Origin of the sequence: Gemmiger sp. An50, from assembly GCF_002161595.1 — a bacterium.
Classification (GTDB): Bacteria; Bacillota; Clostridia; order Oscillospirales; family Ruminococcaceae; genus Allofournierella.
In genome coordinates, this window is sequence record NZ_NFID01000005.1 from 134,677 (window position 1) to 153,257 (window position 18,581).

General features: G+C 60.0%; 12 protein-coding genes. 2 read left to right on the forward strand and 10 right to left on the reverse strand.

Going from position 1 to position 18,581, the window contains the following annotated elements; translation table 11 throughout:
• Positions 1-12: 12 nt before the first annotated feature.
• Positions 13-1,041, reverse strand: a complete 1,029-nt coding sequence (locus B5G03_RS06725; RefSeq protein ID WP_242962324.1) for an ABC transporter substrate-binding protein — start codon at positions 1,039-1,041, stop codon at positions 13-15.
• Between the two features lie 701 nt (positions 1,042-1,742).
• Between B5G03_RS06725 and B5G03_RS06730 the strand changes: the two genes are divergently transcribed.
• Positions 1,743-2,906, forward strand: coding sequence for a trigger factor (locus tag B5G03_RS06730; protein ID WP_140401648.1), 1,164 nt, complete (start codon positions 1,743-1,745; stop codon positions 2,904-2,906).
• 80 nt (positions 2,907-2,986) lie between these two features.
• Here B5G03_RS06730 and metA read toward each other — a convergent pair whose 3' ends face one another.
• From metA to B5G03_RS06745, 3 genes are all read right to left on the reverse strand, one after another.
• The gene (gene metA, locus B5G03_RS06735; protein WP_087180968.1) at positions 2,987-3,919 is read right to left on the reverse strand and encodes a homoserine O-acetyltransferase MetA; all 933 of its coding nucleotides are present in this window, start codon (positions 3,917-3,919) and stop codon (positions 2,987-2,989) included.
• 87 nt (positions 3,920-4,006) lie between these two features.
• Positions 4,007-6,571, reverse strand: coding sequence for a heparinase II/III domain-containing protein (locus B5G03_RS06740; RefSeq protein WP_087180969.1), 2,565 nt, complete (start codon positions 6,569-6,571; stop codon positions 4,007-4,009).
• 302 nt (positions 6,572-6,873) lie between these two features.
• Entirely contained in the window at positions 6,874-8,154 is a 1,281-nt protein-coding gene (locus B5G03_RS06745) for an O-acetylhomoserine aminocarboxypropyltransferase/cysteine synthase family protein (protein ID WP_087180970.1), read from the reverse strand.
• A 290-nt stretch (positions 8,155-8,444) separates the two neighbouring features.
• Between B5G03_RS06745 and B5G03_RS06750 the strand changes: the two genes are divergently transcribed.
• On the forward strand, positions 8,445-8,822 hold the full coding sequence (locus tag B5G03_RS06750) for an HsmA family protein (RefSeq protein WP_087180971.1): 378 nt from the start codon (positions 8,445-8,447) through the stop codon (positions 8,820-8,822).
• A 54-nt stretch (positions 8,823-8,876) separates the two neighbouring features.
• Here B5G03_RS06750 and B5G03_RS06755 read toward each other — a convergent pair whose 3' ends face one another.
• The 6 genes from B5G03_RS06755 to B5G03_RS17995 all read right to left on the reverse strand — a co-directional run bounded on the left by B5G03_RS06755 (position 8,877) and on the right by B5G03_RS17995 (position 18,467).
• Positions 8,877-10,886, reverse strand: a complete 2,010-nt coding sequence (locus tag B5G03_RS06755; RefSeq protein ID WP_087180972.1) for an FUSC family protein — start codon at positions 10,884-10,886, stop codon at positions 8,877-8,879.
• Complete coding sequence (locus tag B5G03_RS06760) at positions 10,883-12,280, reverse strand: aldehyde dehydrogenase family protein (RefSeq protein ID WP_087180973.1); 1,398 nt, start codon at positions 12,278-12,280, stop codon at positions 10,883-10,885. Before B5G03_RS06760 ends, B5G03_RS06755 begins: the two co-directional genes overlap by 4 nt.
• Positions 12,281-12,407: 127 nt before the next feature.
• A complete protein-coding gene (locus B5G03_RS06765) occupies positions 12,408-12,821 on the reverse strand; it encodes an iron-sulfur cluster assembly scaffold protein (RefSeq protein ID WP_087180974.1) in 414 nt (137 codons plus the stop codon).
• Between the two features lie 100 nt (positions 12,822-12,921).
• A complete protein-coding gene (locus B5G03_RS06770; RefSeq protein ID WP_087180975.1) occupies positions 12,922-15,288 on the reverse strand; it encodes an FAD-dependent oxidoreductase in 2,367 nt (788 codons plus the stop codon).
• Positions 15,289-15,291: 3 nt separating this feature from the next.
• The gene (locus B5G03_RS06775) at positions 15,292-17,586 is read right to left on the reverse strand and encodes a xanthine dehydrogenase family protein molybdopterin-binding subunit (protein WP_087180976.1); all 2,295 of its coding nucleotides are present in this window, start codon (positions 17,584-17,586) and stop codon (positions 15,292-15,294) included.
• Positions 17,583-18,467, reverse strand: a complete 885-nt coding sequence (locus tag B5G03_RS17995; protein WP_087180977.1) for an MFS transporter — start codon at positions 18,465-18,467, stop codon at positions 17,583-17,585. Before B5G03_RS17995 ends, B5G03_RS06775 begins: the two co-directional genes overlap by 4 nt.
• Positions 18,468-18,581: the final 114 nt, after the last annotated feature.

Here is an 18,581-nt window from a genome sequence, read left to right on the forward strand (position 1 = left end):
TTTGTTCCGGTTTTACTCCACGCTCACGTAGCCCTCGCCGGTGAGATCGAACACATTGGGGTCGATGCCCAGGGCTTTCGCGGTGGTGGTGTTCACGGTCACGATGCCGTCGTTCAGCACCTGCACCGGCATGGTGGCGGGGTCCTCGCCCTGCAGCACCTGCACCGCCATCTGGGCGGTCAGCTCGCCCAGCTTGGTGTAGTTGACGCCGGTGGTGGCGAGACCGCCGTCCCGCACCAGGCTGTCCGCCGCGGTATAGACCGGCACGCCGCCCTTGATGGCCTCATCCGCCAGCACGCTCATGGCGCTGGCCACCGTGTTGTCGATGGGCACGAAGATGGCGTCCACGCCCTTGCTCACCAGGTTCTGGGCGGCCATCTGCACCTCGCCGGGGGTGGTGACGGTGCTCTCCACCGCCTGGATGCCCTTCTCCTCCAGCACCGGGCGCAGGGCCTCGATGGTGGCCGCGCTGTTGGTCTCGCCCAGGTTATAGATAAGGCCCAGGGTCTTGGTGTCCGGGTTGTTGGCCAGCACCAGGTCCAGGATCTTGGCGGTGTCGATGTAATCGGAGGTGCCGGTCATGTTCTCGCCGGGGGCCTCCATGCTCTGGGCCAGCTGAGCCGCCACCGGATCGGTGACCGCGCTGTAGACCAGGGGGATGTCGGTGCCCTGCACCGCCGCAGCCGCCGCAGTGGCTGCCGGGGTAGCGATGGGGATGATCAGATCCACCTTGTCGGACACGAACATCTTGCAGATGTCGTTGATGGTGGCCGCGTCGCCCTGGCCGTTTTTCAGCTCCACACGGATGGTGACGCCTGCGGCCAGCGCCTGCTGCTCCAGCTCGGACTGGATGGCCGCGGCGATCTCGTCCAGGCTGGAATGGCTGGTGTACTGGAGAATGCCCACGGTGTAGTCCGCCTGCTGGCCGCTGCCGGAAGCTGCGGCGGAGGCGGAGGAAGCGGCGGAGCCGCAGCCCGCAAGGCTCAGGCCCATGGCAGCGGCGGCAAACAGGGCGGTCAGTCTGGTTTTCATCGTTTTCATCATCGGTCTTCCTTTCGTTGTTTGGTCATGGGTGGATGGACATGCTTTTTCAACATCCTGCCCGCCATCGTGTGGAAAACCGGTTGTTTTCGGCATAGCGTTTCATGCATGTGCCCTCCTTTGGTGCATCGTTTGGTGTACGCGCCGGGCAAAAACAAAAGGACCTGCTCTTTGCCCATGGCGATGCCATGAGCAAGGACAGGTCCTGAATCTCTTCAAAACTTGCGGTGCCACCTTGCTTGCTTCCCAAAACTGGAAGCCACCTCACCGGGCGCCAACACGCCCTGCCTCTGTAACGGGAGGTACCCGGCCCAGGCTACTGAAAGCTTCCCGCTTTGTTCGCCCTGCCCTCGGCGGTCCATTTCAGGCCTTTCGGCCCCCTGCCCCGCTCTCTGCCCGGTTCCCAGCAACCCGGACTCTCTGGAAGTGCGCTGTGCAGTTTTATCTCCGCCTCATCGGTTTAGGCTCATTAAACCACAGGGCAGCCGGTTTGTCAAGTGCATTTTAGCAATTTACTGCAAAAAAGCATTTCCCGTTTTTTCTCGCCCCGATATTACAATTTGTATAATAATACAGATGTGTAAATTTTGGCCCAACCACTGGCTCTGTGGCCCCGGGTGGTGTATAATAGAACTATTCTGTGGCAAAACACAAACAAAAGGGGAGCTGCTTCTCCCCTTCAGAATTAGGAGGAAATCCCTTTGAAACATGCAATGATCCGTTTGGCCGCACTGGCTCTGGCCATTTCCATGGCCGCCGGTCTCACCGCCTGCGGCGGCGCCGCTTCTTCCGGCAGCACCAGCAGCTCTTCCGCTGCATCCGGCTCTTCTTCCACCAGCGCCGCTTCCCAGGTGGACATCGACTTCTCCAAGAACCTGACCGAGGACGGCAAGTGGGTAGACGTGAACCTGACCGATTACGTGACCCTGCCCGACTACAAGAACATCGCCATCCCCACCGACGAGATCACCCCCACCGAGGAGGACCTGGAGAGCCAGCGTCAGGCCTTTGTGGAGCAGTACGCCACCCCCACCGAGATCACCGACCGCGCCGTTGAGGACGGCGACCAGGTGAACATCGACTACGTGGGCAGCGTGGACGGCGTGGAATTCACCGGCGGCAACACCAATGGCGCCGGCACCACCGTGACCGCCGGTTCCACCGCTTATGTGGACGATTTCCTGACCCAGATCATCGGCCACAAGCCCGGCGAGACCTTCGACGTGGTAGTCACCTTCCCTGAGGATTACAACGATTCCACCGACGCCGACGGCAACACCATCGTGCTGGCCGGCAAGGAAGCTGTGTTCAAGACCACCATCAACTACATCGAGGGCGACCCCATCTACCCCGAGTTCGACGACGCCTTCGTGGCTGAGAACCTGCAGAGCCAGTACGGCTGGACCACTGCCGACCAGGCCAACGAGGAGATCAAGAACACCCTGACCGAGTACAACAAATCCCAGTACCTGCAGAACTACCTGCTGGAGAACGCCAAGGTGAAGGAAGTTCCCGAGGTCATCCTGAACACCATGCTGGAGCAGGAGGAGGCCAACCTGAACAACACCGCCGCCACCAACGGCCTGCCCGTGGAATACCTGCTGATGATGTACGGCTACGAGAACATGGATGCTTTCCGTGAGGACTTCAAGACCCAGTACACCGATCAGATCAAGCTGCAGATGATCTGCGAGACCATCGCGGACGCCGAGGGCCTGCAGCCCACCGAGCAGGACCTGAAGGACGCATTCGGCGACAACTACGACAAGGCGCTGGAGACCTACGGCGGCACCGCTTATCCCATGCACCAGCTGCGCATCCAGAACGGCTACAACTTCGTGGTGGAAAACTCCACCGTGGCCTGATCGCCGCCTGATTTTCAATCTTAACAGCAAAACCGCCCGACGGAAGCTTCCGCCGGGCGGTTTTTGTTTGCGCAGATAATTCAGTTCTCCTCCACCCGGGCCAGAGTGGCCAGGTCGTAGGGAGTATCCTGATACACGTAGTAGTTCAGCCAGTTGGTGTAGAGCAAAAAGGCGTGGGCCCGCCAGCGGTAGAGCGGCTCTTTGGCGGGGTCGTCGTCCGGGTAGTAGTTTTTGGGCGGCTGGATGGGCAGGCCCTTGTCCACATCCCGGCGGTACTCCGCGTCCAGGGTGTACTTCTCGTACTCCGGGTGGCCGGTCACGAAGATCTGGCGGCCGGACTCGGTGCTCATCAGGTAGACGCCCGCCTCGTCGCTTTCCGCCAGTACCCGCAGCGCGCCGCAGGCCTCGATCTGGTCCCGCCGCACCCCGGTATGCCGGGAGTGAGGGGCGTAGAACACCTCGTCGAAGCCCCGCACCAGCGGGTTGGAGGGCCGGGTCACCCGATGGGGAAACACGCCGAACATCTTCTCGCTCAGCAGCTCCTTCTGGATGCCGAAGTGATAATACAGCGCCGCCTGCGCGCCCCAGCACACGTGCAGGGTGGAGTACACATTGGTCTTGGAAAACTCCATGATGCGGCACAGCTCGGGCCAGTAGTCCACCTCCTCGAAGGGCAGCTTTTCCACCGGCGCACCGGTGATGATCATGCCGTCGAACCGTTGGTCCTTCACCTCGTCAAAGGTCTTGTAAAAGGCGGAAAGATGCTCGCCCGCCACATGGGTGGCGGCATGGCTGGCGGTGTGCAGCAGGGTCAGCTCCACCTGGATGGGGCTGTTGGCCAGCAGCCGGGCCAGCTGGGTCTCGGTGGCGATCTTGGTGGGCATCAGGTTCAAAGCCAAAATCCGCAGCGGACGGATCTGCTGGCTCTCGGCCCGCTGGCGGTGCATCACAAATACATTTTCCTGCCCCAGCGCGGTGTAGGCGGGCAGATTCTGCGGGATGATCAGCGGCATTAAAAACACTCCTCACAAATTATCGTTGTGATAGGGCAATTCCATCCGTCTCCTGCCGCGTTGCAGCCTTCCCTGTCACATCGTGAATCATTCAATTGTAATTCTTTCAAAATTCCAGAACTCATTGTCTCCGTTTGGCGTTGTCAGATAATACATCACTGTATAATCGCCCGGCTCCGTGAACTGATAGGTCAACGTTTTTTCATTTTCAGAGCGCTGAACCGTATAATATCCGCCATTTTTGTAGATATACCACTTGATTTCACTGTTCCATGCATAGTCGTAATCCACCGTGAACCGATAGGTGTTATCTCCCAGATTCTCCAAGCTCTGCCCATTATACACAAGGTTCAGGGCTTCTTCCTGTTCCGTGACAACTCCGTACTTACCACTGTCCTGGTCATACGTGATCCGGGCGATGATTGCAGAACCTGTAGCACGCTGGTTGGCGCTGTGCGTATAGGCTTTGATCAGATACTCCTTGGGTTCTGAAAATGTATATTCAAATACGTTTTCGGTGCTCCATTCGGTTTTCTCAACAACTTTTGCGGAATCCTTTTCCACCACATACCAAGCGTACTGCAGCGATTCTTCCGAATCCTCCGCTTCATTGTTGTTTGTAAACCGGAAGGTATCTCCACTCAGCTGTTGTGTTTCCACATCCGTCCAATCCAAACGCTCACGGGCTTTGAGCTGAATCTGGAATGTTTCCCCGCTGTCCTTTGTAACCTCAAAGGCCATCTGATCGGAATGATAGGCAATATCCTCCAGATCCTGCACTTTCCCCTGTTCATCCTCAATGGTGATCAAGGTCACTAAATCCACATTGCTTCCAGTCACGGAATATTCCAGTGTATAAATCTCATCCAACTGGGCCATGCTTCTCGAAATATAGCTAAAGACCCCATCTTCTCCGCCGTAGGTTACACGATTGCTGCCACAGGGAATCAGCTGCTTTACACGCACGTAATAGCCTGTATCTGCCAGCCGGAACAGCACCTCCTGCTGGCCTTCCTCCACCAGCTCCATCTCTTCGGACGCATGCAGAAGCTGCGTGTAGGTGTGGGTATCCTCCGACACGATATTGTCATATAAAATGATACTGTCGCCCAGATTGTAGAAATGCCGGTCGAACTGTACGCCGGTATACTGGTTGTTGAACCCCAGCACATAGTCCCAATCGGCGGTATCCTCCCAGGCGTAAATTCCCGTTTTCCAGCTGTTTTCTGCAGTGGCAGAGTAGCTTTTCCCATCCACAACGACTGTGTTGTGGGCGCTTGACGAAACAAAGTAGTCCCGATAGGGATCACCTGTCATGTAATTGTACCAACCCGGGTCCACAAAGATGTCGTAGCCCTTGGAATACAACATGAAGGAATTATCGTCTGCGTGCTTGTGTGTTTTGGACTCATACCCGGATTTGAACATCTGCCAGGTAGATTGAGAATAATTTTCTTTTTCCCAGCTGTTGTGACTGATATAATAGCCGGACTGCGGATAAAATACCGCTGTTTCCTCCGGCTTCTGGCCGTACTGGCCCATGGTTTGTGCATACTGCAGTTCGGTACTGCCAAAATACAAATCCTGTAGTGTTTCCAGATCGGTTGTCATGGTTTCCTGCTGCTCTGCACTTATATCCTCAACCGAATCCGCTTTATTTGTTTTTGCTGCCGAGTTTGTGTCACCGATTTCTGCAACAATCCCGTTCGGCTTTACAATATAGCTCATAAAACGGGCAGCCTGCACCAGATCTTCATGAATATGCTGTCCATACTCATCACCATACTGCTCCAAAAAGTCTGCCACTACCCAGAACAGGTCCATAACACCAGCCTGATATCCTGGTGAATTTTCCACATGAACCATTTCACTGTTAAACGCAAAATCTTCTTGTCCTGCAAGCCGTTCTTTTGCAATGTTCAAATATTCTTCCGAGTTTTCATCATCCAGGTAATAGGCAATGTAAATCAAGGATTGATCCTGAAAAATACCATGATTGTGATTTTTGGTATAGTTTGCATCATCCGCAAGAAATTCTTCATGTTCCCGGAGCATGCTTTCAATCAATTCTGCCGTTTCAGCACTTAAATTTTCAGATTCACGAGCCACGAGCGCGTAGTAAATCAGGTTGTTTGCCCGAAGAGCTGTTCCATGGTCATACCAAACAAAGCTGTTTCCCTCGGCCTGTGGGGTCTGCCGAAAATCATTCCATGAAAGGATCAATTCTTCCGCCAGCTGCAAGTACTCGATTTTCCCCGACACCTCATAGGCTCTCGTCAGATACATGGTCGGGTTCAAACACTGCAGATACAGCTGAAATGTATTGGGCTGTGTTGTATATTGCACATTCCAATCCAGTGACTCTACACTCTCATAGGGAAGTGGCTGTTCCGTATCAAGAACATACAATTTGCCCTGCAGCATGTCCTCTGCCATCTGGACGACCTTGTCTTGATCTGGATATCTAAGATTGCAGTTATATTTTTCTCTCGTCAAAAGCGGTTCTACGCTTTGCGCTACATTCGATGTTTCCCCGCTTATCACGCTGACTGCTTCATTATTATAGGCACATCCGACAAACATAAGCATCAACAATGTTGCACATAGTCCCATAAAGAATGTATGTTTTTTTGCGAACATACGCTCAAGCATAATAAGTTACTCTCCTTTAAATTTTTAAACTACATACCTATTATAGCATCTTATTCCCATCACCAACACCTGGAGTATTCATTCCGTGTTTGCAAAATCTCACAATCAACTCATTACTCAATGCAACACATACTCCGTCGCCAACAGAAAAGTGAACCACAAATGGCGAATTTTATTGGTGAACGCAGCAGGTATCAGCAGAACATCTCCAACCACACAAAACGCCCCGCACCGGCGCCCGGGGATTCCGGGCGCCGGCGGGGCGCAGCGTGCTGTCAGGTTTTGCAGCGTTTCTTTGCCGGTCAGACTTGCTCCAGGGCCTGGGCGATGTCGTCGATCAGGTCCTGTGCGTCCTCCAGGCCGCAGGACATACGCACCAGGTCGGCGCCCACGCCGGCGGCGGCCAGCTCGGCGTCGTTCATCTGGCGGTGGGTGCTGCTGGCGGGATGCAGGATGCAGGTGCGGGCATCGGCCACGTGGGTCTCGATGGCGCCCACCTTCAGGTGCTTCATGAACACCTCGGCAGCGGTGCGGCCGCCCTTGATGCCGAAGCTCACCACGCCGCAGCTGCCGCTGGGCAGATACTTCTGGGCCAGGTCATAGTACTTGTTGCCGGGCAGGCTGCAGTAGTTTACCCAGCTGATCTTGGGGTGCTTCTCCAGGTAGGAAGCCACGGCCAGGGCGTTCTCGCAATGGCGCTTCATGCGCACATGCAGGCTCTCCAGGCCCAGGTTCAGGATGAAGGCGCTCTGGGGGCTCTGTACGCTGCCCAGGTCGCGCATCAGCTGCGCGGTGGCCTTGGTAATATAGGCGCCGGCCAGGCCGAAGCGCTCGGTGTAGGTCACGCCGTGGTAGCTCTCGTCCGGGGTGCACAGGCAGGCGAACTTCTCCGGGTAGGCAGTCCAGTCGAACTTGCCGCTGTCCACGATGCAGCCGCCCACGGCAGCGCCGTGGCCGTCCATATATTTGGTGGTGGAATGGGTCACGATATCCGCGCCCCACTCGAAGGGACGGCAGTTCACCGGAGTGGCGAAGGTGTTGTCCACGATCAGGGGCACGCCGTGGGCATGGGCCGCCTTGGCGAACTTTTCAATGTCCAGCACGGTGAGGGCGGGGTTGGCGATGGTCTCGCCGAACACAGCCTTGGTGTTGGGCCGGAAGGCAGCGTTCAGCTCCTCCTCGGTGCAGTCCGGGTCCACGAAGGTGAACTCGATGCCCATCCGCTTCATGGTCACCGCAAACAGGTTGAAGCTGCCGCCGTAGATGCTGGCGCTGCTCACCACATGGTCGCCGCAGCCCGCAATATTGAACACCGCATAGAAGTTGGCCGACTGGCCGCTGCCGGTGAGCATGGCGGCGGTGCCGCCCTCCAGCTCGCAGATCTTGGCCGCCACATGATCGCAGGTGGGGTTCTGCAGGCGGCTGTAGAAGTAACCGGAGGCCTCCAGATCGAACAGCTTGCCCATATCCTCGCTGGTGTCGTATTTAAAGGTCGTGCTCTGGATGATGGGGATCTGGCGGGGCTCGCCGTTGCCGGGGGTGTAGCCGCCCTGGACGCATTTGGTATTGAAACGAAGATCCATGATCGTTTTCCTCTCTTTTCGTTGGAATTGCGGCGCCGAAAAACAGACCGTATATTCAGTATTTTAATGGATTAAAGCACATCTTGCAAGAGCCTCGCCCCCCGCCGGGCAAAAAACCTTTGCCTGGATGGGAATAGCTTTTCTGAACAACGTTCACAATCGTGCATTCCTTGTGTCTTTTTCCCTTCTTTGCCTTGACAATCTCCTGCCGCCCGGCTATAATGAACATCGTTCAATAACAAATCCGACCCCTTTGACGGGCCCATACAATCCAGAGAGGAGCAATTCTTATGACCACTCAGCTGATCGCTGCCATCGTTACCATCACCCTGGCTTTGTTCTTTTACACCGTGAGCGTCTTTTCCGAGCGCCGGGCTCACAGCCTGCAGAAGCGCCACGTGATCCTGTTCTGGTGCGGCCTGGTGTTCGACACCACCGGCACCACCATCATGTCCACCATCGCCCACGGCTCCAGTCTGCTGAGCCCCCACGGCATCACCGGCGCGCTGGCCATCGTGCTGATGCTGTTCCACGCGGTGTGGGCCACCCTGGTCTACACCCGCGGCAACGCCGAAAAGCAGCAGAGCTTCCACCGGTTCAGCATCGTTGTGTGGCTGATCTGGCTGGTCCCCTACGTGCTGGGCATGTTCCTGGGCATGCAGGCCTGATAAAACGAACCAAACAAAAGCAGCCGTGCGATTTTTCGCACGGCTGCTTTTGTTTTACCCGTTGGCCTTGCTCTCCAGCAATTCATTCATCTGGCGCAACGTCTGCAAACAGTTCACCGCCAGGGTGTTGAAGTAGAGACTCTCCTCCAGACGGCCGAAGGCCTGGGGGCTGCGGCCGGTGTCGAAGAAGGGCACCAGCTCATTTTTGGTGTAGCTCAGCTTGATGCGCAGGATCGCATCCTCCAGATTGTCCAGCACCTCGGCGGCCATCCGGCTGTGATCGGTGCCCAGCAGCTGGGGACGGCTGCGCAGATAGGCGTTGATCTGCTCCAATTCACTGACCAACTGCCGGTTCATGGGCAGCATCTGGCTGTAGAACTCCTGCTCCGCCTTGCTCATCCCTTTCAGGCTGGTTTTGATCTCGTTTTCCAAAAGGTGGGAATGTACCAGACGGTCCCGCATCCGGTTCAGATCCTGGCTGCCGGTGCGGCAGTATTCCCGCACCTGTCCCAGCAGGCTCAGGTCCAGCTCGAACAGCTCTTCCACGCTCTTTTGGAATTCCCGTCCGGCGGTATTGGGCAGCAAAAACCGGTTGGCCAGTGCCGCGGTGACGGCCGCCAGCGCCACATAGGCCAGGCGCAGCTCCACCGATTCCATCAGCCCCAGCCGCAGCTGGGCCAGGGTCATGCCGTAGCAGGTAGTGTAGACCGTCATAGTCCAGGAGGTGACCGGCACATAGTACATGAAGCAGGTCATCACCGCCATGATCGCCATGTACTGGGGCATGGTGTGGAACAGCGACATCAGCAGAATGGACACCACCGCCCCGCCCAGCGTGCCGAGAATACGGTTGCCGATCTTCATCCGGCTCTCCTCCGCATAGGGCATCAGCATCAGAAAGGCGGTCATGGGGTACCAGTAGGCGTGCTCCAGCCCGGTGAGCCAGACAAAACCGAAGCCCAGGCAGAGCACCGCCGAGAGCCGCACCGCAAACCGGGTGGTGAACTGGTCCAGCCCGAAGGCGTACCGCACCCCCTTCACCTTGTTCTGGTCGCCAGGCAGCTTCCAGTCCTTCATGGGGCGGGCGAGGTGCACCTGCTCCAGGGCTTCCAGCGCCGCGCCGAACACCCGCAGAATTTCGCCCATGGCTTCGTTCTGCCGCCCGTCGCTTAATCCCGGACCGGCCCGCAGCTGGTCCAGACGGCGGCGCAGCTCCGGGTGCTCCGGCCCGTTCAGCTCCCGCTCGGCCCGGCGGAACAGCTCCGCCAGCTCCAGCAGCCAGGCGGCATCCGCCTGGCCGGGCTGCCAGCCCCCGGGCACAAAGTGATCGGTGAAATAGTAAAACCGCTGGAACAGCAGCATAAACAGATAGTTCACCTTGCCGTAACCGTTGGCCAGGTAAGTATATCCCCGGCTGCCGTAGATGACCTGGGTCATGTGAATCATCATGGACGGCAGCGCAGCGTGCTCGGCGCTCACGCTCTCGCCCCGGGCCAGCTTTTCCAGCTGGGTGCAGAGGTTATCCATGCCCTTGCGCACGGTACCAAAGTGCCTGCGCCGGTGGATGATCCTGGCGTGGATCCACAGGGCCGCCGTGACCACCGCCAGACCGTAGGCCAGCACCGCCAGCTGCACCGACAGCTGAGCGGACGTGATGGGCATCAGCTGCAAAAAAACGAACTCCATGCCGTAAACGAAATAGGCCTTGGGGCTGAATTTTGAGCTGAGCAGATACACCAGCACATAGGGCACCACCAGGTTCAGCGCCAGGGCCCACCAGAGGCCCCGCCCGGCCGCGAAGGCCGCAAGACATACCACCGCCATCATCACTGCCGTGCGCGCCAGCTCCCGGGGACGGAAATCCTGCCGGTGGCGGGTGCGGAACACCAGAGTCAGAAACGAGGTCATCACCACGTACCGCACCCCGAAGATGCCCCAGATGCTGAACAGCAGGGTCAGCGAAACCAGAATGGTGGGCAGCGCCGCCGCCCACTTAGCCCGGATGGAAGGCAGCTTTTTCTGGGTGAACTCGGCCCAGAGGGCCGCCCATTTGCCCCCGCTCATCGCATCAGGCGGCGCACGATGCGCTCGCCGGCTTCGCTGAACGGGGGGAAGGCAGCGCGCATGGGGAACAGTCCCCGATGCAGAACGCTGCGTCGGTGGGAAAAGGTGAGAAAGCCCGCGTGACCGTGGTAGGCCCCCATGCCGGACTGGCCCACCCCGCCGAAGGGCAGGTCCGGGTCCAGAATATGGCCGATGGTATCGTTCACGCTCACGCCGCCGCTGGCGGTGGAATCCAGCACCCGGCGCACCAGAGCCTTGTTCTGGCTGAACACATACAGCGCCAGCGGCTTCTCGCCTTTATTAATAGTCTCCAGCGCTTCGGTCAGGTCATCGTAGGCGAACACCGGCAGCAGCGGGCCGAACAGTTCCTCCTGCATGCAGGCCGCGTCCATGCCGTCCGGGCAAAGGATGGTGGGCTCGATGTACCGGTCCGCCGCATCCACCCGGCCGCCGCACCGGACAAAGGCCCGGTCCTCCTCCAGAATGCGGCTAAGCCGCCGGATGTGGCCCTCATTCACGATGCGGCCGTAGTCCGGGCTTTGCTGGGCATCCTCGCCGTAAAAGCGCCGGATGGCCCCTTCCAGCCCCTGCAAAAATTCCTCCTGGATGCTCCGGTCCACCAGCACGTAGTCCGGGGCCACGCAGGTCTGGCCCGCGTTCATCAGCTTGCCCCAGACAATGCGCTCGCAGGCGGTGGGCAGATGAGCGTCCTTTGCCACGATCACCGGGCTTTTGCCGCCCAGCTCCAGCGTCACCGGCACCAGATTTTCCGCCGCAGCCTGCATCACGATGCGGCCCACCCGGGGGCTGCCGGTGAAGAAGATGTAATCAAAGCGGCTGTGCAGCATCAGAGTATTGTTCTCGATGCCCGCAGGCACACAGCACACATACTCCGGCGGGAAAACCTCGGCCAGCATGGTGCTGATTGCCTCGGCCACATGGGGGGTGAGCTCGGAGGGGCTGACCACCGCGCAGTTGCCCGCGGCCAGCGCCTCGGCCAGCGGCTCCAGCAGCAGCTGCACCGGATAGTTGTAGGGCCCCAGGATGTACACACAGCCATAGGGCACCAGCTCCACCCGGCTGCGGCCGGGGAACAGCTGCACCGGGGCAAGCTTTGTGCGGGGCTTCATCCAGCGGGCCAGATGGCGGCGGATGTGGGAAATGCCCGCCAGCACCATGCCGATCTCGCTGGCATAGCTCTCGAACCGGCTCTTGCCCAGATCCTGCTTCAGGGCCTCTTCCAGGGCCGGGGTATGCCGCTCCAGCGCCTTGTACAGGGCTTCCAGCTGCCCCAGCCGGAACTGCAGCGGCCGGGTGGCCCCGGTGGCAAAGTATTTTTTCTGGGCATCCAGCAAAGCGCGGGCGGATGTTTCGTTCAGTCGTTCAGTTTTCATTCATTTCTCCTGATTCCTGCCTGTTTTGTATGGTTATTGTCCTTATTACTATACCATAAACACCCGGGCAAGACAAAACCGTACCCCTTTGCCCCCAAAACAGCACGGCGCGCCGCTTTGGTTTGATTCAGTTGTTCGGCTGCTGTGCCGCGCCGCGTTTCGCCGCGTAGTCCAGCACCGCGCGTTTGAGCGCCAGCTCCGCCATCCGGGCACAGTGCACATGCTCCTTGTCCAGCCCGTCACTGTCGCTCATCTGCTCCGCGATGGCGTTCCAATCCACGGTATAGGCCGCCAGCACCGGCTTGTTCAGCGCCAGCTGCACGGCGATCACCGCGCTGGCCACTGCCGGGGGGCAGGCGCTTTCGGTGATGGTAAAGCCTGCGTCCACCACCACCTGGCGGGGGTTCACCACCAGGCCGATGCGCAGCAGATCGCCGCAATGGGGCTCTTCTGCCTGGCCCAGGCCGTTTGCCTCCACCGGCAGCTGTGCATGCTGCCGGTCCGCCGCCAGCTCTAATACTTTTTGTTTATCGGTCGCCATCTTTGGTCCCTCCTGCGAGGCAAAGGCGGAGGCCCACCGGCCCCCGCCCTCGCCCTGGTTGCTGTTTTGAATCAAACGGCTTTCGCCGTATGGTCAGCTGTTAAAAGCCCATGCTGCGGCGCACCATGGTCTTGGCCATGTCGATCTTGTAGGCGTTCTTGTCCAGCGGCAGAGCGCCCTCCAGGGCCAGCTCGGCGGCCTGAGCGGCCACCTCGGCGGTGAGGGTCTTGCTCTTCAGGTAGGCCTCGGCGCCGGTGCGCTTCATGGGAATGGGAGCCACAGCGCCCAGAACCAGAGAAGCATCCTCCACCACGCCGTTGTTCAGCCGGTAGACGCTGGCCACAGCCACCACCGCGAAGTCGATGGAATCGCGGATGCGGTACTTGTCGTACCGGGCCACCGCGCCCTCGGGCAGGCGGGGCACCACGATCTCGGTGACGATCTCGCCCTTGCGCAGCAGGTCGGTCACGCGGGTGCTGGTGGCAAAGAAGGTGGCCGCATCCAGCTCACGCTGGGTGGTGATGATCTTCGCACCGTAGGCGTACAGCATGTTGGCCATATCGCTGGGGTTCACCGCCAGGCAGCCGCAGTTGAAGCAGCGGCCGGCCTCGCAGCGCACCGCAGAGGAATCCAGACCGCTCTGGTCCTCTTTGTGGATGCCGCGCTCCTCAGCCCGCAGCATGGCGCCGTGGCTGGCGGAATGGCAGTTCTTGCAGCCGGAGTCGAAGGTGACCAGGCTCTTGTGCTTGCGGTCCCGGGTGACGGTCTCCACCGGCAGCTCGGGCAGCTTGCAGTAGTTGTTGATGGACTTGGCGGTGGTCAGACCGGCAGCGATCGCCTTGATGACGGTGGCGGGACCGGTGGTCACGTCGCCGCCCGCGAAGATGCCGGGAACGGAGGTGTTGTTGCCGTCCAGGACCTTGATGCGGCCGCGCTCGGTCTCCACCTCATAAGCGCCGTTCAGGAAGGCCAGGTCGGCACGCTGACCGATGGCCATCAGGATGATGTCTGCGTCCAGGGGCATGCAGTTGGTCTCGTCGTAGATGGGGTTAAAGCGGCCGGTCTCGTCCAGCACCTTGGGGCAGGACTTGAACACGATGCCGGAAACCTTGTTCTCGGTACGCAGGATCTCCTTGGGGCCCCAGCCGTTCAGGATCTCCACGCCCTCGTCCAGAGCGCGCTCCACCTCTTCGGCGTTGGCGGGCATGTTGTCCCGCTGCTCCAGGCAGACCATCTTCACGCTCTCGCTGCCCAGGCGCTTTGCGGTAACGGCCACGTCCATGGCCACGTTGCCGCCGCCCACAACGACTACGCGGGAGCCGGGCTTTTCCAGGATGTAGTTGTTCACGCTCACCAGGAAATCCAGACCGAACTGGGTCATCTCCTCACCGGCCAGTCCGATCAGGGGACGCTTCCAGGTGCCGGTGTCCAGCATTACGCTGTCGCTGGATTTGACGATCTCATCCAGCTGCACGTCCTCGCCCACGTGTACGCCCAGCTTGAACTGAACGCCCATCTCCTCCAGAGTGGCCACGAACTTGCGAACCACTTCCTTGGGCAGACGGTAGGGAGGAATGGCGTAGCTCAGGCAGCCGCCGGCTTCCTTCATCCGCTCGTAGATGGTGACCTGATAGCCCGCCTGACGCAGGTAGTAGGCGGCGGTCAGGCCGGAGGGGCCGGAACCAACGATGGACACATGCTTGCCGTTCTCGGTCTCGGGGGCCTTCATGTACTCGCTGTGGTGCTCCAGGATGTAGTCGCCCAGATAGCGCTCCACGCCGCCCACGTTCAAGCTCTCGTCGTACTTGTTGCGGTTGCAGCCCTCCATGCAGAAGTGGGCGCAGACGCGGCTGGTGATGGCGGGCATGGGATTGACTTCCAGAATGATGCGGGCGGCGCCGTCCACATCACCGGCACGCAGCAGCTCCATGTAAGCGGAGATGTCGGTGTGGGCCGGGCACTCGTGGGTGCAGGCGGTCTCGCAGACCTTGGCCGCGCCGAAGATGGAGTGGAAACGGTTTTCACCCATCATGGCGCTGCACAGGTTGCCGGTCTTGCGGGCGCAGTTGATGCGGCCGCCGATGCTGTTGGGGTAACGGTAGTACCAGCAGCGCACGTCCTGGCAGATGTTGCCGCCCACGGTGGCCAGGTTGCGGATGTTGGGGCTGGCCACGCTGTAAGCCGCGTCGGCCAGGGCCGCCCAGCCCTCCTTCACCACCGGAGATTCGGCGATGTCGGCCAGGGTGGCCATGGCGCCCAGATGCAGGCCGTCCTCCCGGGCCTCGATGCCGTCCAGGCCGGGGATCTGCTTCAGGCTGACCACCTGGCTGGGGTAGTGGGGCAGCAGCTCCTCCTTGAGAACGCCCACCAGGTCGGTGCCGCCGGCGCTGAGCACGGCGTCGCCGCCGTTCAGCAGGCTGGCCGCCTCGTCCAGGGTGGACGGGCTGATATGTTCAAAATGCTTCATGGCTTATTTGCCCTCCTTTTCCTTCAGCGCTGCAAGAACTTTTGCGGGAGTAAAGGGATAGTCGTCCAGCTTGATGCCGCAGGCGTTGTAGATCGCCATACGGATGGCCGGGCCGCCGGGGGCCAGCAGGGGCTCGCCCACGCCGAACGCGCCGAAGGGATAGTCGTTCTCCCGGTTCTTGTTGGATTCCAGAACGATATGGTTATGGGGAACCACATTGTTGAAGGTGCGGGTTTTGTAGTCGATGTTGCTGGGGTTCAGCACGCGGTAGTCGTTTTCGTCCCACACGGTCTCCTCCATGCAGGCGATGTCCACGCCGGCGTAGAAGGACTGCACCTGGTTGCGCAGGGGCAGCGGGTTGATGATGACGCCCGCATCCGAGCCGCCGAAGTGGTCCACGATCTTGAAGGTGCCCATTTCCAGATCCACCTCGACCTCAACCACCTGCAGGTGGAAGATGGTGGAGTTGTGTACGCCCTCAAAGTGGCCGCAGCCGGTGATGCCGTCCACCTTGCCCAGCAGCTTGGGGAACAGGGGGTACTTCTCCTCCGGGTTGGACAGGCGGTATACGTAGCCGTCCCGGAAGCCGCAGTCCTCCACGGGCACGCCGTACTTCTCGTGGCACAGCTCGAACATCTTGCGCTTGGCGTCCTGGCAGGCCAGCTTGGTCACGATGCCGGCGCAGTAGGTGGAGCGGGAACCGGTGGAACCGAAGTCCGGCGGGGTGGCGCCGGTGTCGGCCTCGCTCAGGCGCACGCTTTCCAGAGGCACGTTCAGCTCCTCAGCGGCCACCTTCAGCACCACGTCGCGGGTGCCCGCGCCGAACTCGGCCATACAGGTGGACACATACACAGAGCCCAGACCGGTGATGGTCACGTTGGCGTTGGAGGGCTTGCCGCCGGTGTCGGAGTGACCGGCAGCGCCCACGCCGATGCCGCGCACGCGCTTGCCGTCCGGGGAAACCCAGGTGGGCACGCCCCAGCCCTTCCAGCGCTCGTTCCAGCGGCAGGCCTTGGCGGTCTCGCGCACCAGCTCGGACCAGTCGGCGGATTTGTTGTGCTGCCAGGGGTGAGGCTCCGCCATGGAGTTGTGGTAGCGCTCGCCCAGCAGCAGAGCGTTCTTTTCGTAATAGGCCATGGGATCCAGATCGGCCTGCTCACAGGCGTCCTGAATGGCCCGGGCAACGATGTTGGTGGATTCCAGATAACCGTAGCCGCGGAAGGAACCGGAGGGCACGTGGTTGGTGACCACAACGTCGGCGTTGAAGCGCTTGTTGTCGGTCTTGCACAGCAGGGGCAGGGTGTTGGTGCCCACCGCCAGCATGAACTCCTGGGTGGAGGCGCAGCAGCCCGCGTCGGCCAGCTGGTCCAGGGTCACGGCGCAGACGGTGCCGTCCTTCTTCATGCCCAGCTTCACATGGCCGCGGGTGGTCATGCGGTTCTGGTGCGCAGCGAAGTGCTCTTCCTTAGTGTAGCGCAGCAGCACCGGGCAGTGGGCCGCCTTGGCCATGATGGCGGCGAACACCAGGCAGTGCACGTTGCCGCTGTACAGCTTGGAGCCGAAGCTGCCGCCCACGGCGGGAGCCACCAAGCGAACGTTCTCATAGGGGATGTTCAGCGAGGAGGCCACGTTCTGGTGGCAATAGGCGGGCGCGGCGGCACTGGCGATGAAGTTCACGGTGTCGTCCACCCACTCGGCGATGATGACCGGGGGCTCCAGGGGCAGCGGGTTCTGGCCGCTGGCCAGCTCGGCGTCCAGCTCCACCACGATGTCGGACTCGGCAAAGCCCTTTTCGGGGTCGCCCACGGTGAAGTTCAGGTTGTTCTTATGGGGTGCGATGTTGCGGGGGAACTCGGGGTACAGCTGGGGAGCGCCCTCTGCCAGGGCCTCGTCGATGGTGAACACCGGCTTGAGCACCTCGTAGTCCACCCGGATCTTCTGCATGGCCTCGCAGGCCAGGTCCTCGGTGTCGGCCACCACCAGAGCCACCGCGTCGCCGATGTAGCGCACGTACTCGTCCAGGATGTGGTGATGCTTGGACGGGGTGAAGCCGTTGGTGATGTAGATGTTGCGGTCCACATCCTTCCAGGTGACCACTGCCTGCACGCCGTCCATGGCCTGAGCCTCGGACACATCAATGCTCTTGATGCGGGCATAGGGATGGGGGCTGCGCAGGATCTTGCCGTACTTCATGCCCGGTAGCTTGAAGTCTCCGGTGTATTTGGCGCGGCCGGTTACGATCTGCTCACCCAGCAGGCGCTTGGACTCTTTGCCCACATGACGCATCTCATTGCTCATTGTGCGCACCCCTCTTTCTTTTTCTTTTCCACATAAGCCATGATGGATTCCACGGCGCTGTAATGGGTGCCGCAGCGGCAGTAGTTGCCCGCCAGAGCCTCGCGCACCTCTTCCTCGGTGGGCTCAGGGTTCTTTTCCAGCAGCGCCTGGGCGGTCATGATGATGCCCGGGGTGCAGAAGCCGCACTGGTAGCCGCAGTTGTCCACGAAGGAGCGCTGCAGGCCGCTCAGCTCGCCGGTCACCGCGTCGGCCAGGCCCTCGATGGTCACGATACGGGCGCCGTCGCAGTCCATGGTCAGCATCATGCAGGAGGTCACAGCCTTGCCGTTCATGATGACGGTGCAGGCGCCGCAGGCGCCTGCACCGCAGCCCACCTTCAGGCCGGTGAAGCCCAGCCGGTCGCGCAGGGTGTTGGCCAGAGTGATGCCGAAGGGAGGCGAAGCAAGCAGGATGCCCATGCCGATGGCGCGCTCCTGGGGCGCAAAGTTCACCGCAACGATCTTGGAGCAGTTGGCCATAACGCAGCCGCTGCAAACGCCGGTGATGATGCGCAGCGCAAGGCCCGGCGCATAGCCCGGGATCACCGACATCAGCGCAGTGGCCAGGCCGCTGCACAGGGTGCACACGATCAGAATGTACTTGGGCTGCAGCTTGTCCGCCATCAGGCCGCCGGGGATCTGGGTGATCAGGTAGCCCATGAAGAAGGCAGACATATACAGGCCCGCCTGGGTGGCGCTGATGCCGAACTCATTGGACACGTCCGTCATCAGGGGGCTCCAGATGTAACGGCTCAGAAAGGTGTAGGAAAAAGCCAGCACGGCGGCGGTAAGCGCCAGCCATTTGGAGGCTTTTGCGCCTTGCGGCGCAGCTTGTTGTGCCATAAAAAAACTCCTTTCAAACTCTTCATTTCATCTTCCATGCCTGTACTGTGTTGGACTTTACTATACAAGCACACGTTTGTATAGTACAATTTTATCCAAGTTCGTTAAACAGCC